Genomic DNA, 17,040 nt, shown 5'->3' with positions numbered 1-17,040 from the left:
CTCATGAAATACGGTATTCTGATGGGACAAAACCTGAATCCTGGTCGTTAAAGTGTTTGTTTGCACTCATATTTTAACTGTTAGGACTCAGGTTTTTTTATTTAAAGCAAACTATGGGACAGCAGTGACCCGAAGGTGCTTTTTTTGATTTGCTTAAATTACTGATACCAGCCGAAGAGCTTAAATACATAAGGCACATAAGCAATGATCAGCATCGCTGGCAGTAACACAATCATCGGTAAAATCCAGCGCTCATAGCGATAATAGAAGGACTTATGTCGAACTTCTGCATCCGCTTCAGCCACCTCCGCATCACCAATGGATTGCCTTGCTAACAGATGGTTCAGGGCAACTGGCGGTGTCACATAACCCAGCTCGAAACCAATCAAGGTAATCATCCAGAAATGAACCGGATGAATTCCATACTGATAAGCGACTGGTGCAACCGTTGCTGAAATCAGGATCACAGCGCCGAACGGGTCCATGATCATGCCGACAAACACCATCAGGCCAACAATCATGGAAATCACCAGAATGGTACTGCTAATATCTGTCGGGAACGCTTCCATAATTTCCATACGTTCCAGCAGACCGCCCACACTGACAGATAGTGCCATTAGAATCACTAGCGCGCCAATGTGTCCGACCGTTTCACTGGTCGAAATGTGTAATGATTTCCAGAAGCTAACTTGACGCAGGCTTTCACCAACAGTTGAACGTTTTACACCATGGTCTACAGCCAGCTCACTGCCCTGCTGCTCAATATGGTCTGCTTCACGATATTCAGCATTAATGGCTGTACCCGCAGTCGCCATTGCAGGCGTATTTCCTGAACCTAAGGTGGTGGTTAAGGTTTCATCCCAATGCCCTACTGGTGGTAATGGTGCAGGCTCATGACGTAACTTATCAAATAGCACGATCATCAACAGAATGACTGGCATCATGACAGGTGCAGTAAATTCATTCAGATCTGTAGATAAAGCATATTTGTAGAACAGCCAGATCAGGATGAAAATCACAATATAAGGAATCACATTTACAAAGGCACGTGCAGACTGTGGTGAAGCCAAACCAGGTGCAGCAATACGGAACTTGCTTTCAGCAAAGAATAGCGAAATGATCAGGAACAATGTTGAACTGAGCAGGAAGACATAGACACCGTAGTGATACAGCATATCTGTCGTCACTTCCTTGTTCAGTGAAGCAACCACAACAATCAGTAGACATGGACGAAGCACCACACCGAGTGAACCGGACATCGCTGTTGCTGCCAAGGCAAACTGACGGCGACCACCGGCATTCCAGACTTCCTTATAAATGATCGCACCTGCAGCAATCACGAAAATCCCAGATGCACCGGTATAAGCGGTTGGTAGTGCAGCTGCCAGCAGGATTAACCAGGTCAAGGTTTCTGGTGCCAGATTCCATGGACGCAGGATATTCAGGAACATGTCTACGACACGGGTTTGTTTCAGCAACATACCGGCCCAGATAAATAAGGCCAGATTTAGGAAGATGCTCGAAAATTCAACCAGTTGCCCCAGATAGATGCCCTGACCCATCGGGTAATCCATCAAGAAGACAAAGTTAAATCCGGTACTGATGGCCATATAGGCATACAGTGGCACGCTTAAGAAAGCCAGCCCGAAACTGCCCCCTTCTCGGGTCGCCTGAGGTGGCTTAATGACTTGATACAAACTGATCAGGGTCAATGTCCCAAAGAGAATCATCCATAGCCAGTAGACATACTTCATGTCTCCCATTGGCACCCCGGAATTCAGCACCGACATATATTGGCTATAGGAAGAATAGACCAAGAAACTGTTCGCGATCAGCATCGCCACAGAATAGACTTTAAAGTCGATACGAGTGGCTGGACTACGTAGACCAATATGATGGGTTTTCAATGTCGCGCTGATTGCAGCAAATACCACCATAATGATGAGCAGCAAGGCACGGTTTTCAGTCCCGAACTTGAAAATGCCAAAGAATGAAGTTTCAAAACTGCGATAGGCACGAATACTTGGATGCGCTTCAATATGCGTTATCGCCTTGTCATAGAACTGGTAAGACTCTTCACAAACCTGTTGTGCCTGCATCACTGCAGCACGCACATCCGCTTCAGAACGTACACCGAAGAAATCGGCATATTCATCGGCAGCATCCGCTTTCATCTGCTCCTGAACTTTTTGATCGACATTAATATTACGATCACATTGAGGCGCTTTCGGTTCAGCACGCAAAAACGAATACTGCATGCCTGTCGCCGGATCACCATATAGACGCTCGCCCATACGCAGCAACTGACCATGAATCATTTCCCCGGTTCCAATCACCAAGGTCAGTAAGAGCAAGATGAGCACGACAAAGGTCGAGATCCACTCTGTCCAGATATAACGTAACAGACCTAATCCCGATCTGTTTTGATTATCGTTGTGCATGTATTTTCCTATTCTTGTTTTCGCGCCTTACATTCTTTTAAGCGCTGGTCTTCCTGTCTGCCCCGAAAATTCCTTTACAAGGGTCAGTATCATTATTTTCTATTTTGACTCTGCATGAAAATCAGCAGAATAAAAATGACAATTTATCTTTTCTTTTTGTCTTTTCTGCCAACAGTTTCAGCTATCTCGAACATAATTACCCAAGATATAGAGCAATGCGACTACCACTCCCCAGATCACCCCTAATAAATGCGCTTCGACCAGTACCGGACTGCCAATAAGTTGTGCAGTTTCCTGATTTCCAATGGTATTTTCCCAAATTAGTTTGGCAAAGATTAAAAATAATACCAGTACGGCAAATCCACGTTCACGTTGATAAAGCAGATGCACACAGGCGACTGCGACATAGGCCCCATGTAATACCCCGGATAGTCCTGCATATGCTTCAATATTTGGCAGGAAAAAATAAAAACTCAGGCTGATCAACGGTGGCAGAATCAAAAGAATTGAGACGAAATGCCACACAGATGCGCGGGGAAAAATGAAAGGTAAACAGATAAAGGCAAGAATATTCAGAAAATAATGGGCCCAGCCGACATGCACCCAGTGCGCAGTCCAGAGCCGCCAGAATTCCCCGAGCAGGCTTTCCTGCCAGTAGATGAAAGCATCGTTAAAAATTTGCAAACTCGCTGAAAGAGAGACAAAAGCCGCCAGAAAAATAATTTTTCGTCGAAGATGTTGATCTTGCATCGGCTCCTTGAACTCCTTTCAGCATATTGAAAATGACCTCTATGAGCATCATTCACTTAATTTTTCATTAAATTATAGGTCAGCGCTAAATAGATCATCCAGTTCTGAGGAATTATTAGTTTCATCCCAGAAGGTCTGCATGCCATCATCTGCACTACGAATACCGGTATTTTCAGTCCAGTAACGGTCAGAAATACCATTCACCATAATGGCAGCCATACTGTCGATCAGCTTAAACTGGGGATTGACCGGCTTCTCATCACTACGTGCCTGATCAAAGGTTCTTAACGCATCACGGATTTTGGCATCATCCCCACTCGCCTGTGCCGCTACAGCATATAAGGCATGTGATAAACGTACACCTTTTTGCTCACCAATTTGTACTGACTGTTTCAGAGTTTGGTAAGGATCAGGTTTCCCATCACCTGCCCCTGGCAATAAAGTCCAGATCACAGCACGAGTTGCATTTGGTGCGCCCCAGAATTTGGTATTATCCAGACAGGTCATGCCACGCTCGACCACAGCCGCAATATCTTTAGGTACTTGTACGGCCCCACCCGAGTTAATGTCATTGGTCATGGCTTGCAAGCCACTTAGCATGCCCAACAGATAAACTGTCTGTTCAATATCACTGTTCATGCGTGGACAGCCTTCACCCAGCGCTTTTTTATATTTTTTCTCATAACGGGCCTGGAATAACTGATAACCCGTGTACTGGCGTTGTGCAGCCAGTGCAGCCCAGCGTTTCTGCTCAATCCGCGCATCCTGAGCTTCAGTCACCTGGTTGACTTTAGAAGCACGCAGATACCGTAGCTCTGCATCCAGCGCTTTCTGCTCGGCACAAATCCCGGCTGCGGAGTACATCAGTACCGCAACACGAGTCGGATCAGCCCCCATTTCCTTGGTCGACATGATGGCTGGTGTTAAAGAATTCCCGGAATTACACACCATCTCGGCATCATCCATCGCCAGGATTGGTGGAACAATATGCTTTTCAGTGAAGCCCAGCGCCACATTGGCACCGGTTTTAATGACCTGAGAACATCCTGTTAGAACTGTTGTTGTTATTGCAATGGTCGCCATACCTTGGCATATTTTTCGGACGCTCGACATTTTCCTGTCCTCTATAATTGTGATTATGTCCATTATTCTGCTAAACATATCAGAAGCATATAACGAATAAAAGAGTATTTACTCTAATTTAGACCAGACACTTTGCCATTAAATTGCCCAGCTGCAATTGACTGCAGTAGATAAAATCCCAAATTTTGGGCAAAAAAAAGTAGCATTGCGACGGTTCAGCACATGCTACTTATCAACTTGGCAAGCCGAGAAGAAAATAGGTTCTCGAGCTTAATTCTGTTATTTAGGTGAAAATCTGTCCTTCAGCACCGTTCCCAGCCGTCCTATGACTAGGGCCATCACAATCGCAACGATCAAAAACATCCACATTGGAAATTCCATCATGATCTCCTGTGTTCGCTGTTGGTGACTTAAATGTACCTGCTTATAAAAAAAGCAGCTGAAAAATTGTCAGACAATTCATTGTTTTTACAGGGAAATGCGATTTTTTGTCTGACAATTCAAGCGGGGTTAGCGGATAAATCTTTATTTTTAATGAATTTATTTAAAATTTTGGAATGTCATTTGTCGGACAATTAAAGTATTTTTGTTAAAACTTTCAAAGACTTCCATTGTTTAAAAGGTAACTGGTCACACCAGATGAGCAACGGACGTGCTTTTGCATGCTGGAAATACACCACGATATAAGCTTGGTGATCAATCACGTGACTGATCAACACTCGCCGTGTGCCTTGCGCAGCTGCTGTCAGCGACCATTCACGTCCATCCAGATATTCAAACTGCTCAATGTGCGGTGTCTTACGATAAAACAACTGGTAGATGACCAATCCGATGACACCACAAACCAGCCAAATCGCCATAGGCAATAACTGATACAGCAGGAACATCAATACAGCAAAAATAAAAAGCTGAAACACCAGCGCACACTTGCTGCGTTTCAGCTTGAAACAACGATTATCCATGAACGTAAAATTTAAGCTTCTTGATAAAATCTTTTAATTCAGGGCGTGGGGGTTCAGACACTTCCATAAACCAGTCCAGCAGGTCTGGATCTTCCTGTGCAACCAGCTCAGCAAACATCTGTTTTTCGAAGGGATCAGCAGTGAGATAATAGTTTTTCACGTAGGGATCAAAATATACATCGATCTCTTTCAAGCCACGACGCGCGCGATAAATCACTTTGCGCTCTTCTAAGGTGATGTCATCAGTCATCGAATTTTCCCAACTCGTTACAAACCTGAGTAGTTTACCTTAAGCCATTGCTGAATTTCGAGGTATTTCATACAAATGACCAAAAGCATCAGTAGATTCCCCAGATTTGAACATTCAGCTCATTGTTCCCTCATCTGCTCTATCTTAAGTTAAATAAAACATCACAATAAGGGAATTATAAGATGCATTCGAGCGCGATCCGTCCATTGGCCAGCATGCTGCCACGTCAGCTTTTCAATGATGAACATGAAGCCTTTCGGGAGATGGTCCGTAAATTCTATGAAAAGGAAGTGATTCCTCATACAGAAAAATATGAACAGCAACAGCATATCGATCGTGAGCTCTGGAATAAAGCCGGTGAACTTGGCCTTCTCTGTGCCACGATGCCTGAAGCTTATGGCGGTTCAGGGGTGGATCGTTTATACAGTATGATCCTGATCGAGGAACAGGCCTATGCAGGCGACTCTGCGACAGGATTTTCACTGCACTCCGATATCGTGGCCAATTATATTCTGAACTTTGGCAATGAAACACAAAAGCAGCAATGGCTCCCGAAAATGGCTACAGGTGAAGTGGTCACGGCAATTGCGATGACCGAACCTGGAACTGGCTCCGACCTGCAGGCAGTACGCACTAGTGCTGTATTAGAGGGTGATGAGTATGTGATTAATGGTTCCAAGATATTCATTACCAATGGCTATCTTTGTGATACGGCAATTGCGGTATGTAAGACGGGTCATAGTGAGAAAGGCTCTGCCAATCTTTCTTTGATTATGGTCGAAGCAGATCGTGCAGGATTTAGTAAAGGTAAACCCTTAAATAAAATCGGCATGAAAGGTCAGGATACCTGTGAACTGTTCTTTGACAATGTCCGTGTGCCTAAAGAAAACCTGCTAGGTCAGGAAGGCATAGGTTTTATGATGCTGATGAAAGAACTGGCTTGGGAACGGTTAATTGTGGCCATCATATGTCAGGCAGGGGCAGAAGCGGCATTCGCACATACGGTAAAATACACCAAAGAACGTCAAGCCTTTGGCAAACCGATCAGCGCTTTTCAAAATACCCGTTTTAAACTGGCAGAACTGCGTACCGAAATTGAAATCTGCCGAGCTTATCTGGACCGTTGTATGCAACTACAGCTTATTCAAAAATTGGGAGTTGATGCCGCCGCAGCTGCTAAATACAAAATTTCTGAACTGTATAGCAAAGTGGTTGACGAATGCCTACAACTGCATGGCGGTTATGGCTATATGCTGGAATATCCGATTGCACGAGCGTACCTGGATAATCGCGCGAACCGCATTTATGCAGGAACCAATGAAATCATGAAGGAACTGATTTCCAGATCACTCTAATTTGAAATATGAAAAAGGAGTACATCAGGTACTCCTTTTATCTATGTCTATACTTAAGACACCAATCTTGGCTTGGCTGGCACAGCACTGGATTTCGATTTGAATTTCAATACTCCATCTTCAAAAGATGCCGTTTTAAGCTCTTTACGGTCTGCCAAGTAGTTATTAGATACTTTCCAAGGTGCATGCTTACCCTGTTTCGGCATCACATCTGCGGCACGGGCAATATAGCCTGAAGTTAAACTACCCATCACCGTATCTTCAAGTAATTCAGTAGCATCCCCTTCCGGAATTACTTCATCATAACCATGCTGATCCATATAATTGAGCAGACGGCAGATATATTCTGCGGCAATATCCACTTTCAAGGTCCAGGAAGCATTGATATAGCCAATAATCAGCGCCATATTCGGTACATCACTGACCATGACCCCTTGATACAGCATATGCTTCGACGTATCCAAAGGCTTGCCATCCATCGTGGCCTGAATACCACCCAGAATCTGAATATTTAAACCAGTAGCAGACACAATAATATCCGCATCCAGATGTTTACCTGATTTCAGCTGAATCCCGGTTTCAGTAAATTTCTCGATATGATCTGTTTCTACAGATGCATGACCTTCACGCAGAATTTTGAACAAGTCACCATCTGGCACTACACATAGGCGCTGATCCCAAGGTTCATAATTCGGGGTAAAGTGTTTCATATCCACTTTCCCTTTCAACTGAAACTGTACAGATTTCAATAATAATGTTTTCAGTAGTTTTGGCTGTTTTTGTGCAAGTGCGTAGATACCACGCTGCATGCCGATATTACGCGCACGGGTCAGCTTATAGGCCACGTCTTCTGGCAATAATTTACGCATTTTTGAGTAAATCATGTCGATCGAAGGAACTGAAGCGATATAGGTTGGAGAGCGCTGTAACATGGTCACATGCCCTGCACCGCCTTTGACCATAGCTGGAACTAGGGTAATCGCTGTCGCACCACTGCCAATAATCACTACTTTTTTTCCGCTATAGTCCAGATTTTCAGGCCAATGCTGCGGGTGAATGAATGTACCTTTGAATGCATCCTGATTCGGGAATTCCGGCTGGAAGCCTTGATCATAATTGTAGTAACCCGTACAGCCAAGAACAAAGTTAGCGATCCAGGTCTGCTTTTTGCCCTGAGCGTTTTCAGCTACGACTGACCATTTACGTGTCGCTGAATCATAATTGGCACTAACGACGCGATGTTGAAAATGAATTTTTGAGCTTAAGTTAAATTCCTGAACCACTTCTGCAAGATAATTTTTAATTGCCGAGCCAGAAGCCAATACACTTTCTTTTTTCCAAGGCTTAAAGTTGAAGCCAAAAGTCGACATGTCCGAATCTGAACGGATACCAGGATATTTAAACAGGTCCCACGTACCGCCAAAGCTTTCGCGACGTTCAATAATTTCGAATGAGCGTTGAGGACTATATTTAGAAAGATGGGCCGCCAGACCAATTCCCGAGATCCCCGCGCCTACAATTAAAATATCAACTTGCTTTTCCATATTCTTCTTTTACCTGAGCATTGTCATATATTTTATTAAATCATAAAATTGACAATACACAATGTCAAGTTTGAATAAAAGTGATTATTTTCTTATCTTTTCAGGACAAATTTCTAAACTGCCTGATAATGGGTAAATGCAAGACAATAAAAAAGGCCGGTTTATTCAACCGACCTTTTCGAACAACGTTTGCTGCTCTACACGAAATTAGTTAACTTCGCGATCTACTAGCTCAACGTAAGCCATCGGTGCAGCATCACCTGCACGGAAGCCCGCTTTAAGAACACGTAGATAACCGCCGTTACGCTCTTTGTAACGAGGGCCAAGAACGGTAAATAATTTACCAACAGTTGCAGCTGAACGAGTACGAGCAAACGCCAAACGACGGTTTGCTACTGTATCGACTTTAGCTAAAGTGATTAAAGGCTCAGCAACACGACGTAATTCTTTTGCTTTAGGCACAGTTGTTTTGATCAACTCGTGCTCGAACAAAGAGTTAGCCATGTTTTGGAACATCGCTTTACGATGACTGCTTGTACGGCCTAATTTCACACCACTATTACGATGACGCATGGTGATAGTCCTACTTAATTAACGGCTACGATAGGCGAAACGATCGTCCATACGGAGACTAGCTGGTGGCCAGTTCTCTAAACGCATGCCGAGTTGTAAGCCTTTGGAAGCCAGAACATCTTTGATCTCAGTAAGCGATTTTTTACCAAGGTTAGGAGTTTTAAGTAACTCAACCTCAGTACGCTGTACAAGATCACCAATGTAGTAAATGTTTTCTGCTTTCAAACAGTTAGCAGAACGAACAGTTAGCTCTAGATCATCTACTGGACGAAGCAAAATTGGATCAACTTCTTCACGAGGTTCTTGAGCCACAGGAGCTTGATCTTTCTGAAGATCAACAAAGATTGCAATTTGTTGTTGCAAGATTGTTGCCGCTTTGCGGATTGCTTCTTCAGGATCAACTGTACCGTTGGTTTCAAGATCAATGACCAGTTTATCAAGGTCAGTACGTTGTTCTACACGAGCGTTTTCCACTGTGTAAGACACACGTTTGATCGGGCTGTAAGATGCATCTAACTGTAAACGACCCACTGGGCGAGTCTCGCCTTCTGGGAAACGTGAGTCAGAAGTCTCGTAGCCACGGCCTTGAGCCACTTTCAGGCGCATCTTAAGATTGCCTGATGCACTTAACGTGCCGATCAAGTGTTCAGGGTTAACCACTTCAACATTATGAGGTAAACGAAGGTCAGCCGCAGTTACGTCGCCTGGACCTTGTTTCTCTAATGTTAAATAAGCTTCATTTTGATCGAACAGCTTAATAGACAATCCTTTTAGGTTCAGCAAGAGCTCGACGATGTCCTGCTGCAAGCCTTCCAAAGTACTGTACTCGTGCTCAACACCTTCAATCTCAACTTCTACCACAGCAGCGCCAGGTAAAGAAGAAAGAAGGATGCGACGTAAAGCATTGCCCAGAGTATGACCAAAGCCACGCTCTAAGGGTTCTAGAATAACTTTTGCCGAGGTCCCGCTTGCCGCTTCGACCTTGATCGCTTGCGGAGTTAGAAACTCATTTGCAGTACGCGTCATATTGCTACCTCAAGGATTATTTAGAATACAATTCTACAATCAAGCTTTCGTTGATTTCAGCAGGTAAATCAGAACGATCCGGTGCAGCTTTGAACGTACCTTCTAGTTTAGAATGATCTACTTCCATCCAAGAAGGAATGCCACGTTGAGCAGCTAATTCAATTGCGTTTTTGATACGTAATTGTTGTTTAGCGCCTTCGTGAACTGCAATCACGTCACCAGCTTTAACTTGGATAGACGCGATGTTAACGCGGCGGCCATTTAAAGTGATTGAACGGTGAGATACTAACTGACGAGCTTCTGCACGTGTAGAACCAAAACCCATGCGATAAACAACGTTATCAAGACGGCTTTCGAGCAATTTCAACAGGTTTTCACCAGTTGCGCCTTTAACACGAGCAGCTTCTTTGTAGTAGTTACTAAATTGACGCTCTAAAACACCGTACATACGACGTACTTTTTGTTTTTCACGTAATTGTAGTGAGTACTCAGATTGTTTACCGCCACGAGCTCCACCATGTTGACCAGGAGCTTTAGCGTGTTTTTTAGTTTTGACGTCAAATGGTTTAACGCCAGATTTTAATTGCAGGTCTGTCCCTTCGCGGCGAGAGAGTTTGCATTTTGGACCAATATAACGAGCCATGAATGTTTCTCCTTACACGCGACGTTTTTTAGGTGGACGGCAACCGTTGTGAGGGATTGGAGTCACATCGGTAATGCTGTTAATTTTATAACCCACTGCACCTAATGCACGAACCGCAGACTCACGACCTGGACCAGGACCTTTCACAAGGACGTCCAAGTTTTTCAAACCGTAATCTAAAGCTGCTTTACCAGCAACTTCAGCAGCTACCTGAGCAGCAAACGGAGTTGATTTACGTGATCCACGGAAGCCTTGTCCACCTGAAGTGGCCCAAGCCAGTGCATTACCTTGACGATCGGTAATAGTCACAATGGTGTTATTAAAAGAAGCGTGAATGTGTGCAACACCTTCAGAGACGGTACGAGTGACCTTCTTGCGTGTGCGAGTATCTTTAGCCATCTTTTAGCTTCCAGAAATCTTATTTCTTAATTGGTTTGCGCGGACCTTTACGGGTACGTGCGTTAGTTTTGGTGCGTTGACCACGGACAGGCAAGCTGCGACGATGACGAAGACCGCGGTAGCAGCCTAAATCCATTAAACGTTTAATGTTCATGGAAATTTCGCGACGTAAATCACCTTCGGTCGGAACCTTGGCAATTTCTGCACGAATCGCATCAAGCTGAGCGTCATCTAATTCACGGATCTTAGTAGTAGTTGGGATACCCGCAGCAGCTAAGATTGACTTAGCAGTGTGGCGACCAATACCAAAGATGTACGTTAGAGAGATAACAGCATGCTTGTTATCCGGAATGTTTACACCGGCAATACGAGCCATTCAATTTTCTCCAAAAAGGCAGTAGAGATAATCAACCGCCCCACAAAAATCTTGAGGGGCGGATAATAACCCAATTCGCCTACTGAAATCAACAGGTCTTGATCAGATTAACCTTGACGCTGCTTATGACGAGGTTCTGCGCTACAAATTACGCGGATAACCCCATTACGACGGATAACTTTACAGCTACCACAAATTTTCTTTACAGAAGCTTGTACTTTCATGATGAAACCTCTAAGTGCGCTTATCCCTTAGGATGAGCAGTCGTTTTTCTCATTAACGTTTGATTGTCATACTGGTGCGAGGTGAGATGTGCTTGAAGCTGAGCCATAAAGTCCATCACCACCACTACCACGATCAGCAACGATGTTCCGCCCAAGCTAAATGGAATACCAAAAGAGCTTTGCAGAATCATCGGCATTAAACAGATGACAGTGATGTATATCGCGCCGATAAAGGTCAAACGATTGAGAATATGATCTAAGTAACGAGCAGTTTGCTCACCTGGACGAATACCAGGCACGTAAGCTCCGCTGCGTTTCAAGTTCTCTGACACTTCTTTAGGACTAAATACCAGTGCTGTATAGAAGTAACAGAAAAAGATAATTAACGCACCAAAGAGCACCAAATACAACGGCTGACCAGGCGATAACACCAATGCCAAGTCTTGTAGACTACGCTTGATAATTCCTGCACTTGGATCCGAACTACCAACCCACTGACCTAAGCTCGCTGGGAACAAAAGTAAAGAGCTGGCAAAAATTGCCGGAATTACACCCGCCATATTAATTTTTAATGGCAAGTGCGTTTGCTGTGCAGTAAATACACGACGTCCCTGCTGCTTTTGAGCATAGTTCACCGGAATACGACGTTGCGCCTTCTCGATAAACACAATCGCTGCAAGTACAGCAATCGATAACAGACCAAAAATTGCTAATCCAATTAGACTAGACTGGCCATTATCAACTGAAGTTAGAGACTGCATAACTAAAGTCGGCAATCCTGCAACGATACCTGCGAAGATGATCATGGAAATACCATTGCCCACCCCACGCTCGGTAATCTGTTCACCCAGCCACATCAAGAACATGGTCCCCGCAACCAAAGAGGTTACCGCAGGAACATAAAAAGCCAGACCAGAGGTCAGGGTAATTCCCTGGCTGATCAGGCCAGCACACATACCAATTGCTTGCACAAGTGCAAGGAACAGCGTGCCTTGTCGTGTGTATTGGTTAATCTTACGTTTGCCCTGCTCGCCTTCTTTTTTCAAAGCTTCGAGCGATGGAACCACTGTAGACATTAACTGCACGATAATCGATGCAGAGATGTATGGCATGATCCCTAAAGCAAGAATCGACATTCGCTCTAATGCACCACCCGAAAACATGTTAAACAAACCAAGGATGGTACCTTGGTTTGCATTAAACAGATTTTCTAGTGCGGCATTATTAATCCCTGGTACTGGAATATGCGCTCCTAGTCGAAACACCAACAACGCACCAATGAGAAACATCATTCGACGAATAATTTCACGGTATTTCACATGAAATGGTTGGCCTTTCATCATGTTGACATGACCTGAAGAACTAGGAGTCATAGACACTGGGGATTACTCCTCGACTTTACCGCCAGCAGCTTCAACAGCAGCTTTAGCGCCTTTAGTCAATGCAACACCTTGTACAGTGAATGCACGAGTAATTTCACCAGAAAGTACGATACGAGCACGAGTCATGTCTTTACGTACAACGTTCGCAGCTTTTAAAGTTTCAAGAGACACGATGTCGCCTTCAACTTTAGCAAGCTCAGATAAACGTACTTCAGCAGTTTTCAAAGCCAATTGGCTAGTGAAACCGAATTTAGGCAAACGACGATAAAGTGCAGTTTGACCACCTTCGAAACCTGGACGAGTACCACCGCTCTTACGTGAGTTTTGACCTTTGATACCACGACCACCAGTCTTACCAACGCCAGAACCGATACCACGACCTAGACGAAGGTTGTCACGCTTAGCACCTTCTGCAGGTGCAATTGTATTTAAACGCAGAGTCATGGCTTATTCCTCTACACTAACCATATAGTAGACTTGGTTGATCATACCACGGTTAGAAGGCGTATCTTGCACTTCTACAGTATGACCAATACGACGCAGACCTAAACCTTTCAGGCTCAGCTTGTGATTTTTCAAGCGGTGCGATGCAGATTTAGTCTGGGTAACTTTAATCGTTTTCATGATTGATTACCCTTGAATTTGTTCTACTGTTAATCCACGTTTCGCAGCAACTTTCTCAGGAGAAGTCATATCACGCAAACCGTTAAAAGTCGCGTTTACTACGTTAGCAGCGTTTGTAGAGCCATAACATTTAGTTAATACATTACGTACGCCAACAGCTTCTAAAACTGCACGCATCGCGCCACCAGCAATTACACCAGTACCTTCAGAAGCAGGTTGCATGTAAACGCGGCTTGCACCGTGACGAGCATTGATAGGGTGCTGAACAGTACCATCAACAAGGTCAACAGTAATCATGTTACGACGAGCAGCTTCAAGTGCTTTAGAAATAGCAGCTGGAACTTCACGCGCTTTACCACGACCAAAACCTACGCGACCATTACCATCACCCACAACAGTTAATGCTGTGAAAGAGAAGATACGACCACCCTTAACAACTTTGGCTACACGATCAACGGCAACCAGCTTTTCAACAAGACCTTCGTTTTGTTCAACTTTAGCCATGATTAGAACTCCAAGCCGTTTTCACGGGCAGCATCAGCCAAGGCTTTGATACGACCATGATATTTGAAACCAGAACGGTCAAATGCAACTTTAGTAACACCAGCTGCTTTAGCGCGTTCTGCGATTAAAGCACCTACTTTTTGTGCTGCTTCAACGTTACCAGTAGTACCCGCACGTAAAGTAGCGTCTAGAGTAGAAGCTTGCGCTAATACTTTGCCACCATCTGCTGAGATAACTTGAGCATAGATGTGACGCGGAGTGCGGTTTACACACAAACGAGTCGCACCCAATGCACGGATGTGCAAGCGTGTGCTTTTCGCACGACGCAAACGGGATTGTTTCTTTTCGTTCATAAGAACCTCGCGCCTTATTTCTTCTTAGCTTCTTTACGAAGTACAACTTCGTCAGAATAACGAACACCTTTACCTTTATAAGGCTCTGGTGGACGGTAACCACGGATATCTGCAGCGACTTGACCTAGAACTGCTTTATCAGCAGATTTAAGTACGATTTCAGTTGCAGTTGGAGTTTCAGCAGTTACACCTTCAGGAAGCGTATAGTCGATCGGGTGAGAGAAACCAAGGTTAAGGTTAACAACGTTACCTTTAACCGCAGCTTTATAACCAACACCGATAAGTTGTAACTTACGTTCGAAACCTTCGCTTACACCTTTTACAAGGTTGTTAAGCACAGCGCGAGCAGTACCAGCTTGCATCCAAGCGTCTTTAGATTCAGCTTTAGGAGCAATAACTAGAGTACCGTCTTCCTGTTTTAGCTCGACCAGCGCATGCAGGTTGAAAGACAATGTACCTTTGCTGCCTTTCACTTCGACCTGCCGGCCGTTCTGAGTAACTGTTACACCGTTAGGTACAGTTACTGGGGCTTTAGCCACACGAGACATGAGGAATCACCTATTAAGAAACAAAAGCAATAACTTCACCACCAACGCCTGCAGCACGTGCAGCGCGATCAGTCATGATGCCTTTGCTTGTAGAAACAATTGCAATACCTAAACCTTGCTTAACGCTTGGAAGTGCATCTTTACCGCGATACTGACGTAGACCTGGACGGCTTACGCGTTTCACAGTTTCGATAACTGGCTTGCCTTCAAAATATTTTAAAGTCAAAGTAAGAGTTGCTTTGCCTTCAACTTCAGCAACTTCTACGTTTGAAATATAACCTTCTTGTTGAAGTACGTTAGCAATCGCAACTTTCAACTTAGAATTAGGCATAGAAACAGTTTGTTTCTTTGCCATTTGTGCGTTACGAACACGTGTTAGCATGTCGGCAACGGTATCTTGCATACTCATTTATAGTGCTCCTTACCAGCTTGCCTTAACAACGCCAGGTACATCACCTTGCATTACTTTATCGCGTACCATGTTACGGCTTAAGCCGAACTTACGGAAGTAACCATGAGGACGACCAGTTAAACCACAACGGTTACGTAGACGTACTGGAGATGCATTACGTGGTAATGCCTGTAATTTCATCATCGCATCGAAACGTTCTTCATCTGAAGCATTTACGTTTGCAATAATTGCTTTTAATTCAGCACGTTTTGCAGCGTATTTAGCAACAGTAGCTTCGCGTTTCAATTCGCGATTAATCATACTTTTCTTAGCCATTTCGACCTCTTATTTGAACGGGAAGCCGAATGCACGCATTAGCGCACGGCCTTCGTCATCGGTGCGAGCAGTCGTAGTGATGGTAATGTCCATACCACGAATACGGTCAATCTTGTCAAAATCGATCTCAGGGAACATGATCTGTTCTTTAAGACCCATTGAGTAGTTACCACGACCATCAAATGATTTCGCAGAGAAACCACGGAAGTCACGGATACGAGGAATCGCAATCGAGATCAGACGGTCTAAGAATTCGTACATACGTTCGCCGCGTAAAGTAACTTTACAACCAATCGGCCAACCATCACGGATTTTGAAACCAGCGATAGATTTACGAGCTAACGTAAGAACTGGTTTTTGACCAGCGATAGCTTGCATATCAGAAAGAGCACCATCAAGGAGTTTCTTGTCAGCAGAAGCTGCACCAACACCCATGTTGATAGTGATTTTAGTGATGCGAGGGATCTCCATCACATTCTTAATTCCCAATTGTTCTTTTAATTGAGCTTTAAGTTCGTCGTTGTAACGTGCTTTAAGTCTGGCCATTGCCTTTTTCAACCTATTACTTCGCTACCGCCACTGATTCACCATTAGATTTGAATACGCGAGTTTTCACGCCGTCAATCGTTTGGTAACCAACACGGTCAGCCTTTTGGGTTGTAGCATTAAAAATTGCCACGTTTGAAATGTGAAGCGAAGCTTCTTGAGTTACGATGCCGCCTTCAGCGCCAGTAACACGGTTCGGCTTTTGATGCTTCTTCACCAAGTTAAGGCCTTCAACCTTAACGCGGTCATTAGAAACAGACAGAACAGTACCCTGTTTGCCTTTTTCTTTACCTGCGATCACAATTACTTGATCGCCTTTTTTAATCTTAGCCATGATCGCCTCTTATAGAACTTCAGGAGCCAATGAAATAATTTTCATGAACTGTTCAGTACGAAGTTCACGAGTCACTGGTCCGAAAATACGAGTTGCAATCGGCGCTTTGTTGTTGTTCAAAATAACAGCAGCGTTATCGTCGAAACGAATAACTGAACCGTCTGGACGACGGATACCGAATTTTGTACGTACAACTACTGCATTCATCACGTCACCTTTTTTAACACGTGCGCGTGGAATTGCTTCTTTTACAGTAACTTTAATAATGTCGCCAACAGAAGCATAACGACGATGTGAACCACCAAGTACTTTAATACATTGTACGCGGCGAGCACCACTGTTGTCTGCTACGTCGAGCATAGTTTCGGTCTGAATCATTGCCCTACTCCAAAACCG

Annotated in this window: 24 protein-coding genes; 1 reads left to right on the top strand and 23 read right to left on the bottom strand. The window is 44.2% G+C overall.

The genetic code is table 11. The annotated features are described in order from the left end of the window. Window positions 1-158: 158 nt before the first annotated feature. From ACEWB7_RS11425 to ACEWB7_RS11405, 5 genes are all read right to left on the bottom strand, one after another. On the bottom strand, window positions 159-2,441 hold the full coding sequence (locus ACEWB7_RS11425; RefSeq protein WP_262738418.1) for a TRAP transporter large permease subunit: 2,283 nt from the start codon (window positions 2,439-2,441) through the stop codon (window positions 159-161). A 177-nt stretch (window positions 2,442-2,618) separates the two neighbouring features. Beyond that, window positions 2,619-3,191, bottom strand: a complete 573-nt coding sequence (gene rrtA / locus ACEWB7_RS11420) for a rhombosortase (RefSeq protein ID WP_166135563.1) — start codon at window positions 3,189-3,191, stop codon at window positions 2,619-2,621. Window positions 3,192-3,263: 72 nt separating this feature from the next. Continuing rightward, window positions 3,264-4,304 carry a hypothetical protein gene (locus tag ACEWB7_RS11415; protein ID WP_411580780.1) on the bottom strand — a complete coding sequence of 347 codons (1,041 nt, stop codon included), beginning with the start codon at window positions 4,302-4,304 and terminating at the stop codon, window positions 3,264-3,266. Window positions 4,305-4,849: 545 nt separating this feature from the next. After that, on the bottom strand, window positions 4,850-5,236 hold the full coding sequence (locus tag ACEWB7_RS11410; protein WP_104425690.1) for a hypothetical protein: 387 nt from the start codon (window positions 5,234-5,236) through the stop codon (window positions 4,850-4,852). Beyond that, the gene (locus tag ACEWB7_RS11405) at window positions 5,229-5,486 is read right to left on the bottom strand and encodes a succinate dehydrogenase assembly factor 2 (RefSeq protein WP_034590267.1); all 258 of its coding nucleotides are present in this window, start codon (window positions 5,484-5,486) and stop codon (window positions 5,229-5,231) included. The genes ACEWB7_RS11410 and ACEWB7_RS11405 overlap by 8 nt, the downstream gene beginning before the upstream one ends. A 182-nt stretch (window positions 5,487-5,668) precedes the next feature. Here ACEWB7_RS11405 and ACEWB7_RS11400 point away from each other — a divergent pair, with 182 nt between their 5' ends. Further along, window positions 5,669-6,841, top strand: a complete 1,173-nt coding sequence (locus ACEWB7_RS11400; RefSeq protein ID WP_262738421.1) for an acyl-CoA dehydrogenase family protein — start codon at window positions 5,669-5,671, stop codon at window positions 6,839-6,841. 53 nt (window positions 6,842-6,894) lie between these two features. On the opposite strand, the gene ACEWB7_RS11395 is transcribed toward ACEWB7_RS11400, so the two are convergent. From ACEWB7_RS11395 to rplN, 18 genes are all read right to left on the bottom strand, one after another. Then, entirely contained in the window at window positions 6,895-8,385 is a 1,491-nt protein-coding gene (locus ACEWB7_RS11395; RefSeq protein ID WP_262738422.1) for a flavin-containing monooxygenase, read from the bottom strand. A gap of 207 nt (window positions 8,386-8,592) precedes the next feature. Further along, entirely contained in the window at window positions 8,593-8,958 is a 366-nt protein-coding gene (gene rplQ / locus ACEWB7_RS11390; RefSeq protein ID WP_004786886.1) for a 50S ribosomal protein L17, read from the bottom strand. 18 nt (window positions 8,959-8,976) lie between these two features. Next, window positions 8,977-9,984, bottom strand: a complete 1,008-nt coding sequence (locus tag ACEWB7_RS11385; protein ID WP_004786889.1) for a DNA-directed RNA polymerase subunit alpha — start codon at window positions 9,982-9,984, stop codon at window positions 8,977-8,979. A gap of 16 nt (window positions 9,985-10,000) precedes the next feature. Continuing rightward, window positions 10,001-10,627, bottom strand: a complete 627-nt coding sequence (gene rpsD / locus ACEWB7_RS11380; RefSeq protein ID WP_004786890.1) for a 30S ribosomal protein S4 — start codon at window positions 10,625-10,627, stop codon at window positions 10,001-10,003. A gap of 12 nt (window positions 10,628-10,639) precedes the next feature. Then, complete coding sequence (gene rpsK / locus ACEWB7_RS11375) at window positions 10,640-11,026, bottom strand: 30S ribosomal protein S11 (RefSeq protein ID WP_001040166.1); 387 nt, start codon at window positions 11,024-11,026, stop codon at window positions 10,640-10,642. A gap of 19 nt (window positions 11,027-11,045) precedes the next feature. After that, complete coding sequence (gene rpsM / locus ACEWB7_RS11370; RefSeq protein WP_004786893.1) at window positions 11,046-11,402, bottom strand: 30S ribosomal protein S13; 357 nt, start codon at window positions 11,400-11,402, stop codon at window positions 11,046-11,048. Window positions 11,403-11,509: 107 nt separating this feature from the next. Next, window positions 11,510-11,626: a 50S ribosomal protein L36 gene (gene rpmJ / locus ACEWB7_RS11365; RefSeq protein WP_000867907.1), complete on the bottom strand. Its 117-nt coding sequence runs from the start codon at window positions 11,624-11,626 to the stop codon at window positions 11,510-11,512. Between the two features lie 20 nt (window positions 11,627-11,646). Further along, the gene (gene secY / locus ACEWB7_RS11360) at window positions 11,647-12,966 is read right to left on the bottom strand and encodes a preprotein translocase subunit SecY (RefSeq protein ID WP_171505548.1); all 1,320 of its coding nucleotides are present in this window, start codon (window positions 12,964-12,966) and stop codon (window positions 11,647-11,649) included. A gap of 45 nt (window positions 12,967-13,011) precedes the next feature. Further along, entirely contained in the window at window positions 13,012-13,452 is a 441-nt protein-coding gene (rplO, locus tag ACEWB7_RS11355; protein WP_004786897.1) for a 50S ribosomal protein L15, read from the bottom strand. Window positions 13,453-13,455: 3 nt separating this feature from the next. Next, window positions 13,456-13,632: a 50S ribosomal protein L30 gene (rpmD, locus tag ACEWB7_RS11350; protein ID WP_004786899.1), complete on the bottom strand. Its 177-nt coding sequence runs from the start codon at window positions 13,630-13,632 to the stop codon at window positions 13,456-13,458. Window positions 13,633-13,638: 6 nt separating this feature from the next. Next, entirely contained in the window at window positions 13,639-14,136 is a 498-nt protein-coding gene (gene rpsE, locus ACEWB7_RS11345; RefSeq protein ID WP_004786901.1) for a 30S ribosomal protein S5, read from the bottom strand. Between the two features lie 2 nt (window positions 14,137-14,138). Then, entirely contained in the window at window positions 14,139-14,489 is a 351-nt protein-coding gene (gene rplR / locus ACEWB7_RS11340) for a 50S ribosomal protein L18 (protein WP_004281497.1), read from the bottom strand. A gap of 14 nt (window positions 14,490-14,503) precedes the next feature. Further along, a complete protein-coding gene (gene rplF, locus ACEWB7_RS11335; protein WP_004786903.1) occupies window positions 14,504-15,037 on the bottom strand; it encodes a 50S ribosomal protein L6 in 534 nt (177 codons plus the stop codon). Window positions 15,038-15,050: 13 nt separating this feature from the next. Next, on the bottom strand, window positions 15,051-15,446 hold the full coding sequence (gene rpsH, locus ACEWB7_RS11330; RefSeq protein WP_004786905.1) for a 30S ribosomal protein S8: 396 nt from the start codon (window positions 15,444-15,446) through the stop codon (window positions 15,051-15,053). 12 nt (window positions 15,447-15,458) lie between these two features. Then, window positions 15,459-15,764: a 30S ribosomal protein S14 gene (gene rpsN, locus ACEWB7_RS11325; protein ID WP_004786907.1), complete on the bottom strand. Its 306-nt coding sequence runs from the start codon at window positions 15,762-15,764 to the stop codon at window positions 15,459-15,461. A gap of 9 nt (window positions 15,765-15,773) precedes the next feature. After that, on the bottom strand, window positions 15,774-16,310 hold the full coding sequence (gene rplE / locus ACEWB7_RS11320) for a 50S ribosomal protein L5 (RefSeq protein WP_004786908.1): 537 nt from the start codon (window positions 16,308-16,310) through the stop codon (window positions 15,774-15,776). Window positions 16,311-16,326: 16 nt separating this feature from the next. Continuing rightward, complete coding sequence (gene rplX, locus ACEWB7_RS11315; protein WP_004786911.1) at window positions 16,327-16,644, bottom strand: 50S ribosomal protein L24; 318 nt, start codon at window positions 16,642-16,644, stop codon at window positions 16,327-16,329. A 9-nt stretch (window positions 16,645-16,653) separates the two neighbouring features. Next, window positions 16,654-17,022 carry a 50S ribosomal protein L14 gene (gene rplN, locus ACEWB7_RS11310; RefSeq protein ID WP_001982634.1) on the bottom strand — a complete coding sequence of 123 codons (369 nt, stop codon included), beginning with the start codon at window positions 17,020-17,022 and terminating at the stop codon, window positions 16,654-16,656. Between the last annotated feature and the right edge of the window lie 18 nt (window positions 17,023-17,040).

Origin of the sequence: Acinetobacter sp. NIOH-H-8, assembly GCF_046635365.1 — a bacterium.
GTDB lineage: Bacteria > Pseudomonadota > Gammaproteobacteria > Pseudomonadales > Moraxellaceae > Acinetobacter.
Note: the sequence above shows the minus strand (reverse complement) of the source record. Positions and strands in the feature narration are given on the sequence as shown.

Bases quoted from the DNA above. Each gene is read 5' to 3' on its own strand.
- ACEWB7_RS11425 (WP_262738418.1), bottom strand. From the start codon at position 2,441: ATGCACAACGATAATCAAAACAGATCGGGATTAGGTCTGTTACGTTAT.
- rrtA (WP_166135563.1), bottom strand. From the start codon at position 3,191: ATGCAAGATCAACATCTTCGACGAAAAATTATTTTTCTGGCGGCTTTT.
- ACEWB7_RS11415 (WP_411580780.1), bottom strand. From the start codon at position 4,304: ATGTCGAGCGTCCGAAAAATATGCCAAGGTATGGCGACCATTGCAATA.
- ACEWB7_RS11410 (WP_104425690.1), bottom strand. From the start codon at position 5,236: ATGGATAATCGTTGTTTCAAGCTGAAACGCAGCAAGTGTGCGCTGGTG.
- ACEWB7_RS11405 (WP_034590267.1), bottom strand. From the start codon at position 5,486: ATGACTGATGACATCACCTTAGAAGAGCGCAAAGTGATTTATCGCGCG.
- ACEWB7_RS11400 (WP_262738421.1), top strand. From the start codon at position 5,669: ATGCATTCGAGCGCGATCCGTCCATTGGCCAGCATGCTGCCACGTCAG.
- ACEWB7_RS11395 (WP_262738422.1), bottom strand. From the start codon at position 8,385: ATGGAAAAGCAAGTTGATATTTTAATTGTAGGCGCGGGGATCTCGGGA.
- rplQ (WP_004786886.1), bottom strand. From the start codon at position 8,958: ATGCGTCATCGTAATAGTGGTGTGAAATTAGGCCGTACAAGCAGTCAT.
- ACEWB7_RS11385 (WP_004786889.1), bottom strand. From the start codon at position 9,984: ATGACGCGTACTGCAAATGAGTTTCTAACTCCGCAAGCGATCAAGGTC.
- rpsD (WP_004786890.1), bottom strand. From the start codon at position 10,627: ATGGCTCGTTATATTGGTCCAAAATGCAAACTCTCTCGCCGCGAAGGG.
- rpsK (WP_001040166.1), bottom strand. From the start codon at position 11,026: ATGGCTAAAGATACTCGCACACGCAAGAAGGTCACTCGTACCGTCTCT.
- rpsM (WP_004786893.1), bottom strand. From the start codon at position 11,402: ATGGCTCGTATTGCCGGTGTAAACATTCCGGATAACAAGCATGCTGTT.
- rpmJ (WP_000867907.1), bottom strand. From the start codon at position 11,626: ATGAAAGTACAAGCTTCTGTAAAGAAAATTTGTGGTAGCTGTAAAGTT.
- secY (WP_171505548.1), bottom strand. From the start codon at position 12,966: ATGAAAGGCCAACCATTTCATGTGAAATACCGTGAAATTATTCGTCGA.
- rplO (WP_004786897.1), bottom strand. From the start codon at position 13,452: ATGACTCTGCGTTTAAATACAATTGCACCTGCAGAAGGTGCTAAGCGT.
- rpmD (WP_004786899.1), bottom strand. From the start codon at position 13,632: ATGAAAACGATTAAAGTTACCCAGACTAAATCTGCATCGCACCGCTTG.
- rpsE (WP_004786901.1), bottom strand. From the start codon at position 14,136: ATGGCTAAAGTTGAACAAAACGAAGGTCTTGTTGAAAAGCTGGTTGCC.
- rplR (WP_004281497.1), bottom strand. From the start codon at position 14,489: ATGAACGAAAAGAAACAATCCCGTTTGCGTCGTGCGAAAAGCACACGC.
- rplF (WP_004786903.1), bottom strand. From the start codon at position 15,037: ATGTCTCGTGTGGCTAAAGCCCCAGTAACTGTACCTAACGGTGTAACA.
- rpsH (WP_004786905.1), bottom strand. From the start codon at position 15,446: ATGAGTATGCAAGATACCGTTGCCGACATGCTAACACGTGTTCGTAAC.
- rpsN (WP_004786907.1), bottom strand. From the start codon at position 15,764: ATGGCTAAGAAAAGTATGATTAATCGCGAATTGAAACGCGAAGCTACT.
- rplE (WP_004786908.1), bottom strand. From the start codon at position 16,310: ATGGCCAGACTTAAAGCACGTTACAACGACGAACTTAAAGCTCAATTA.
- rplX (WP_004786911.1), bottom strand. From the start codon at position 16,644: ATGGCTAAGATTAAAAAAGGCGATCAAGTAATTGTGATCGCAGGTAAA.
- rplN (WP_001982634.1), bottom strand. From the start codon at position 17,022: ATGATTCAGACCGAAACTATGCTCGACGTAGCAGACAACAGTGGTGCT.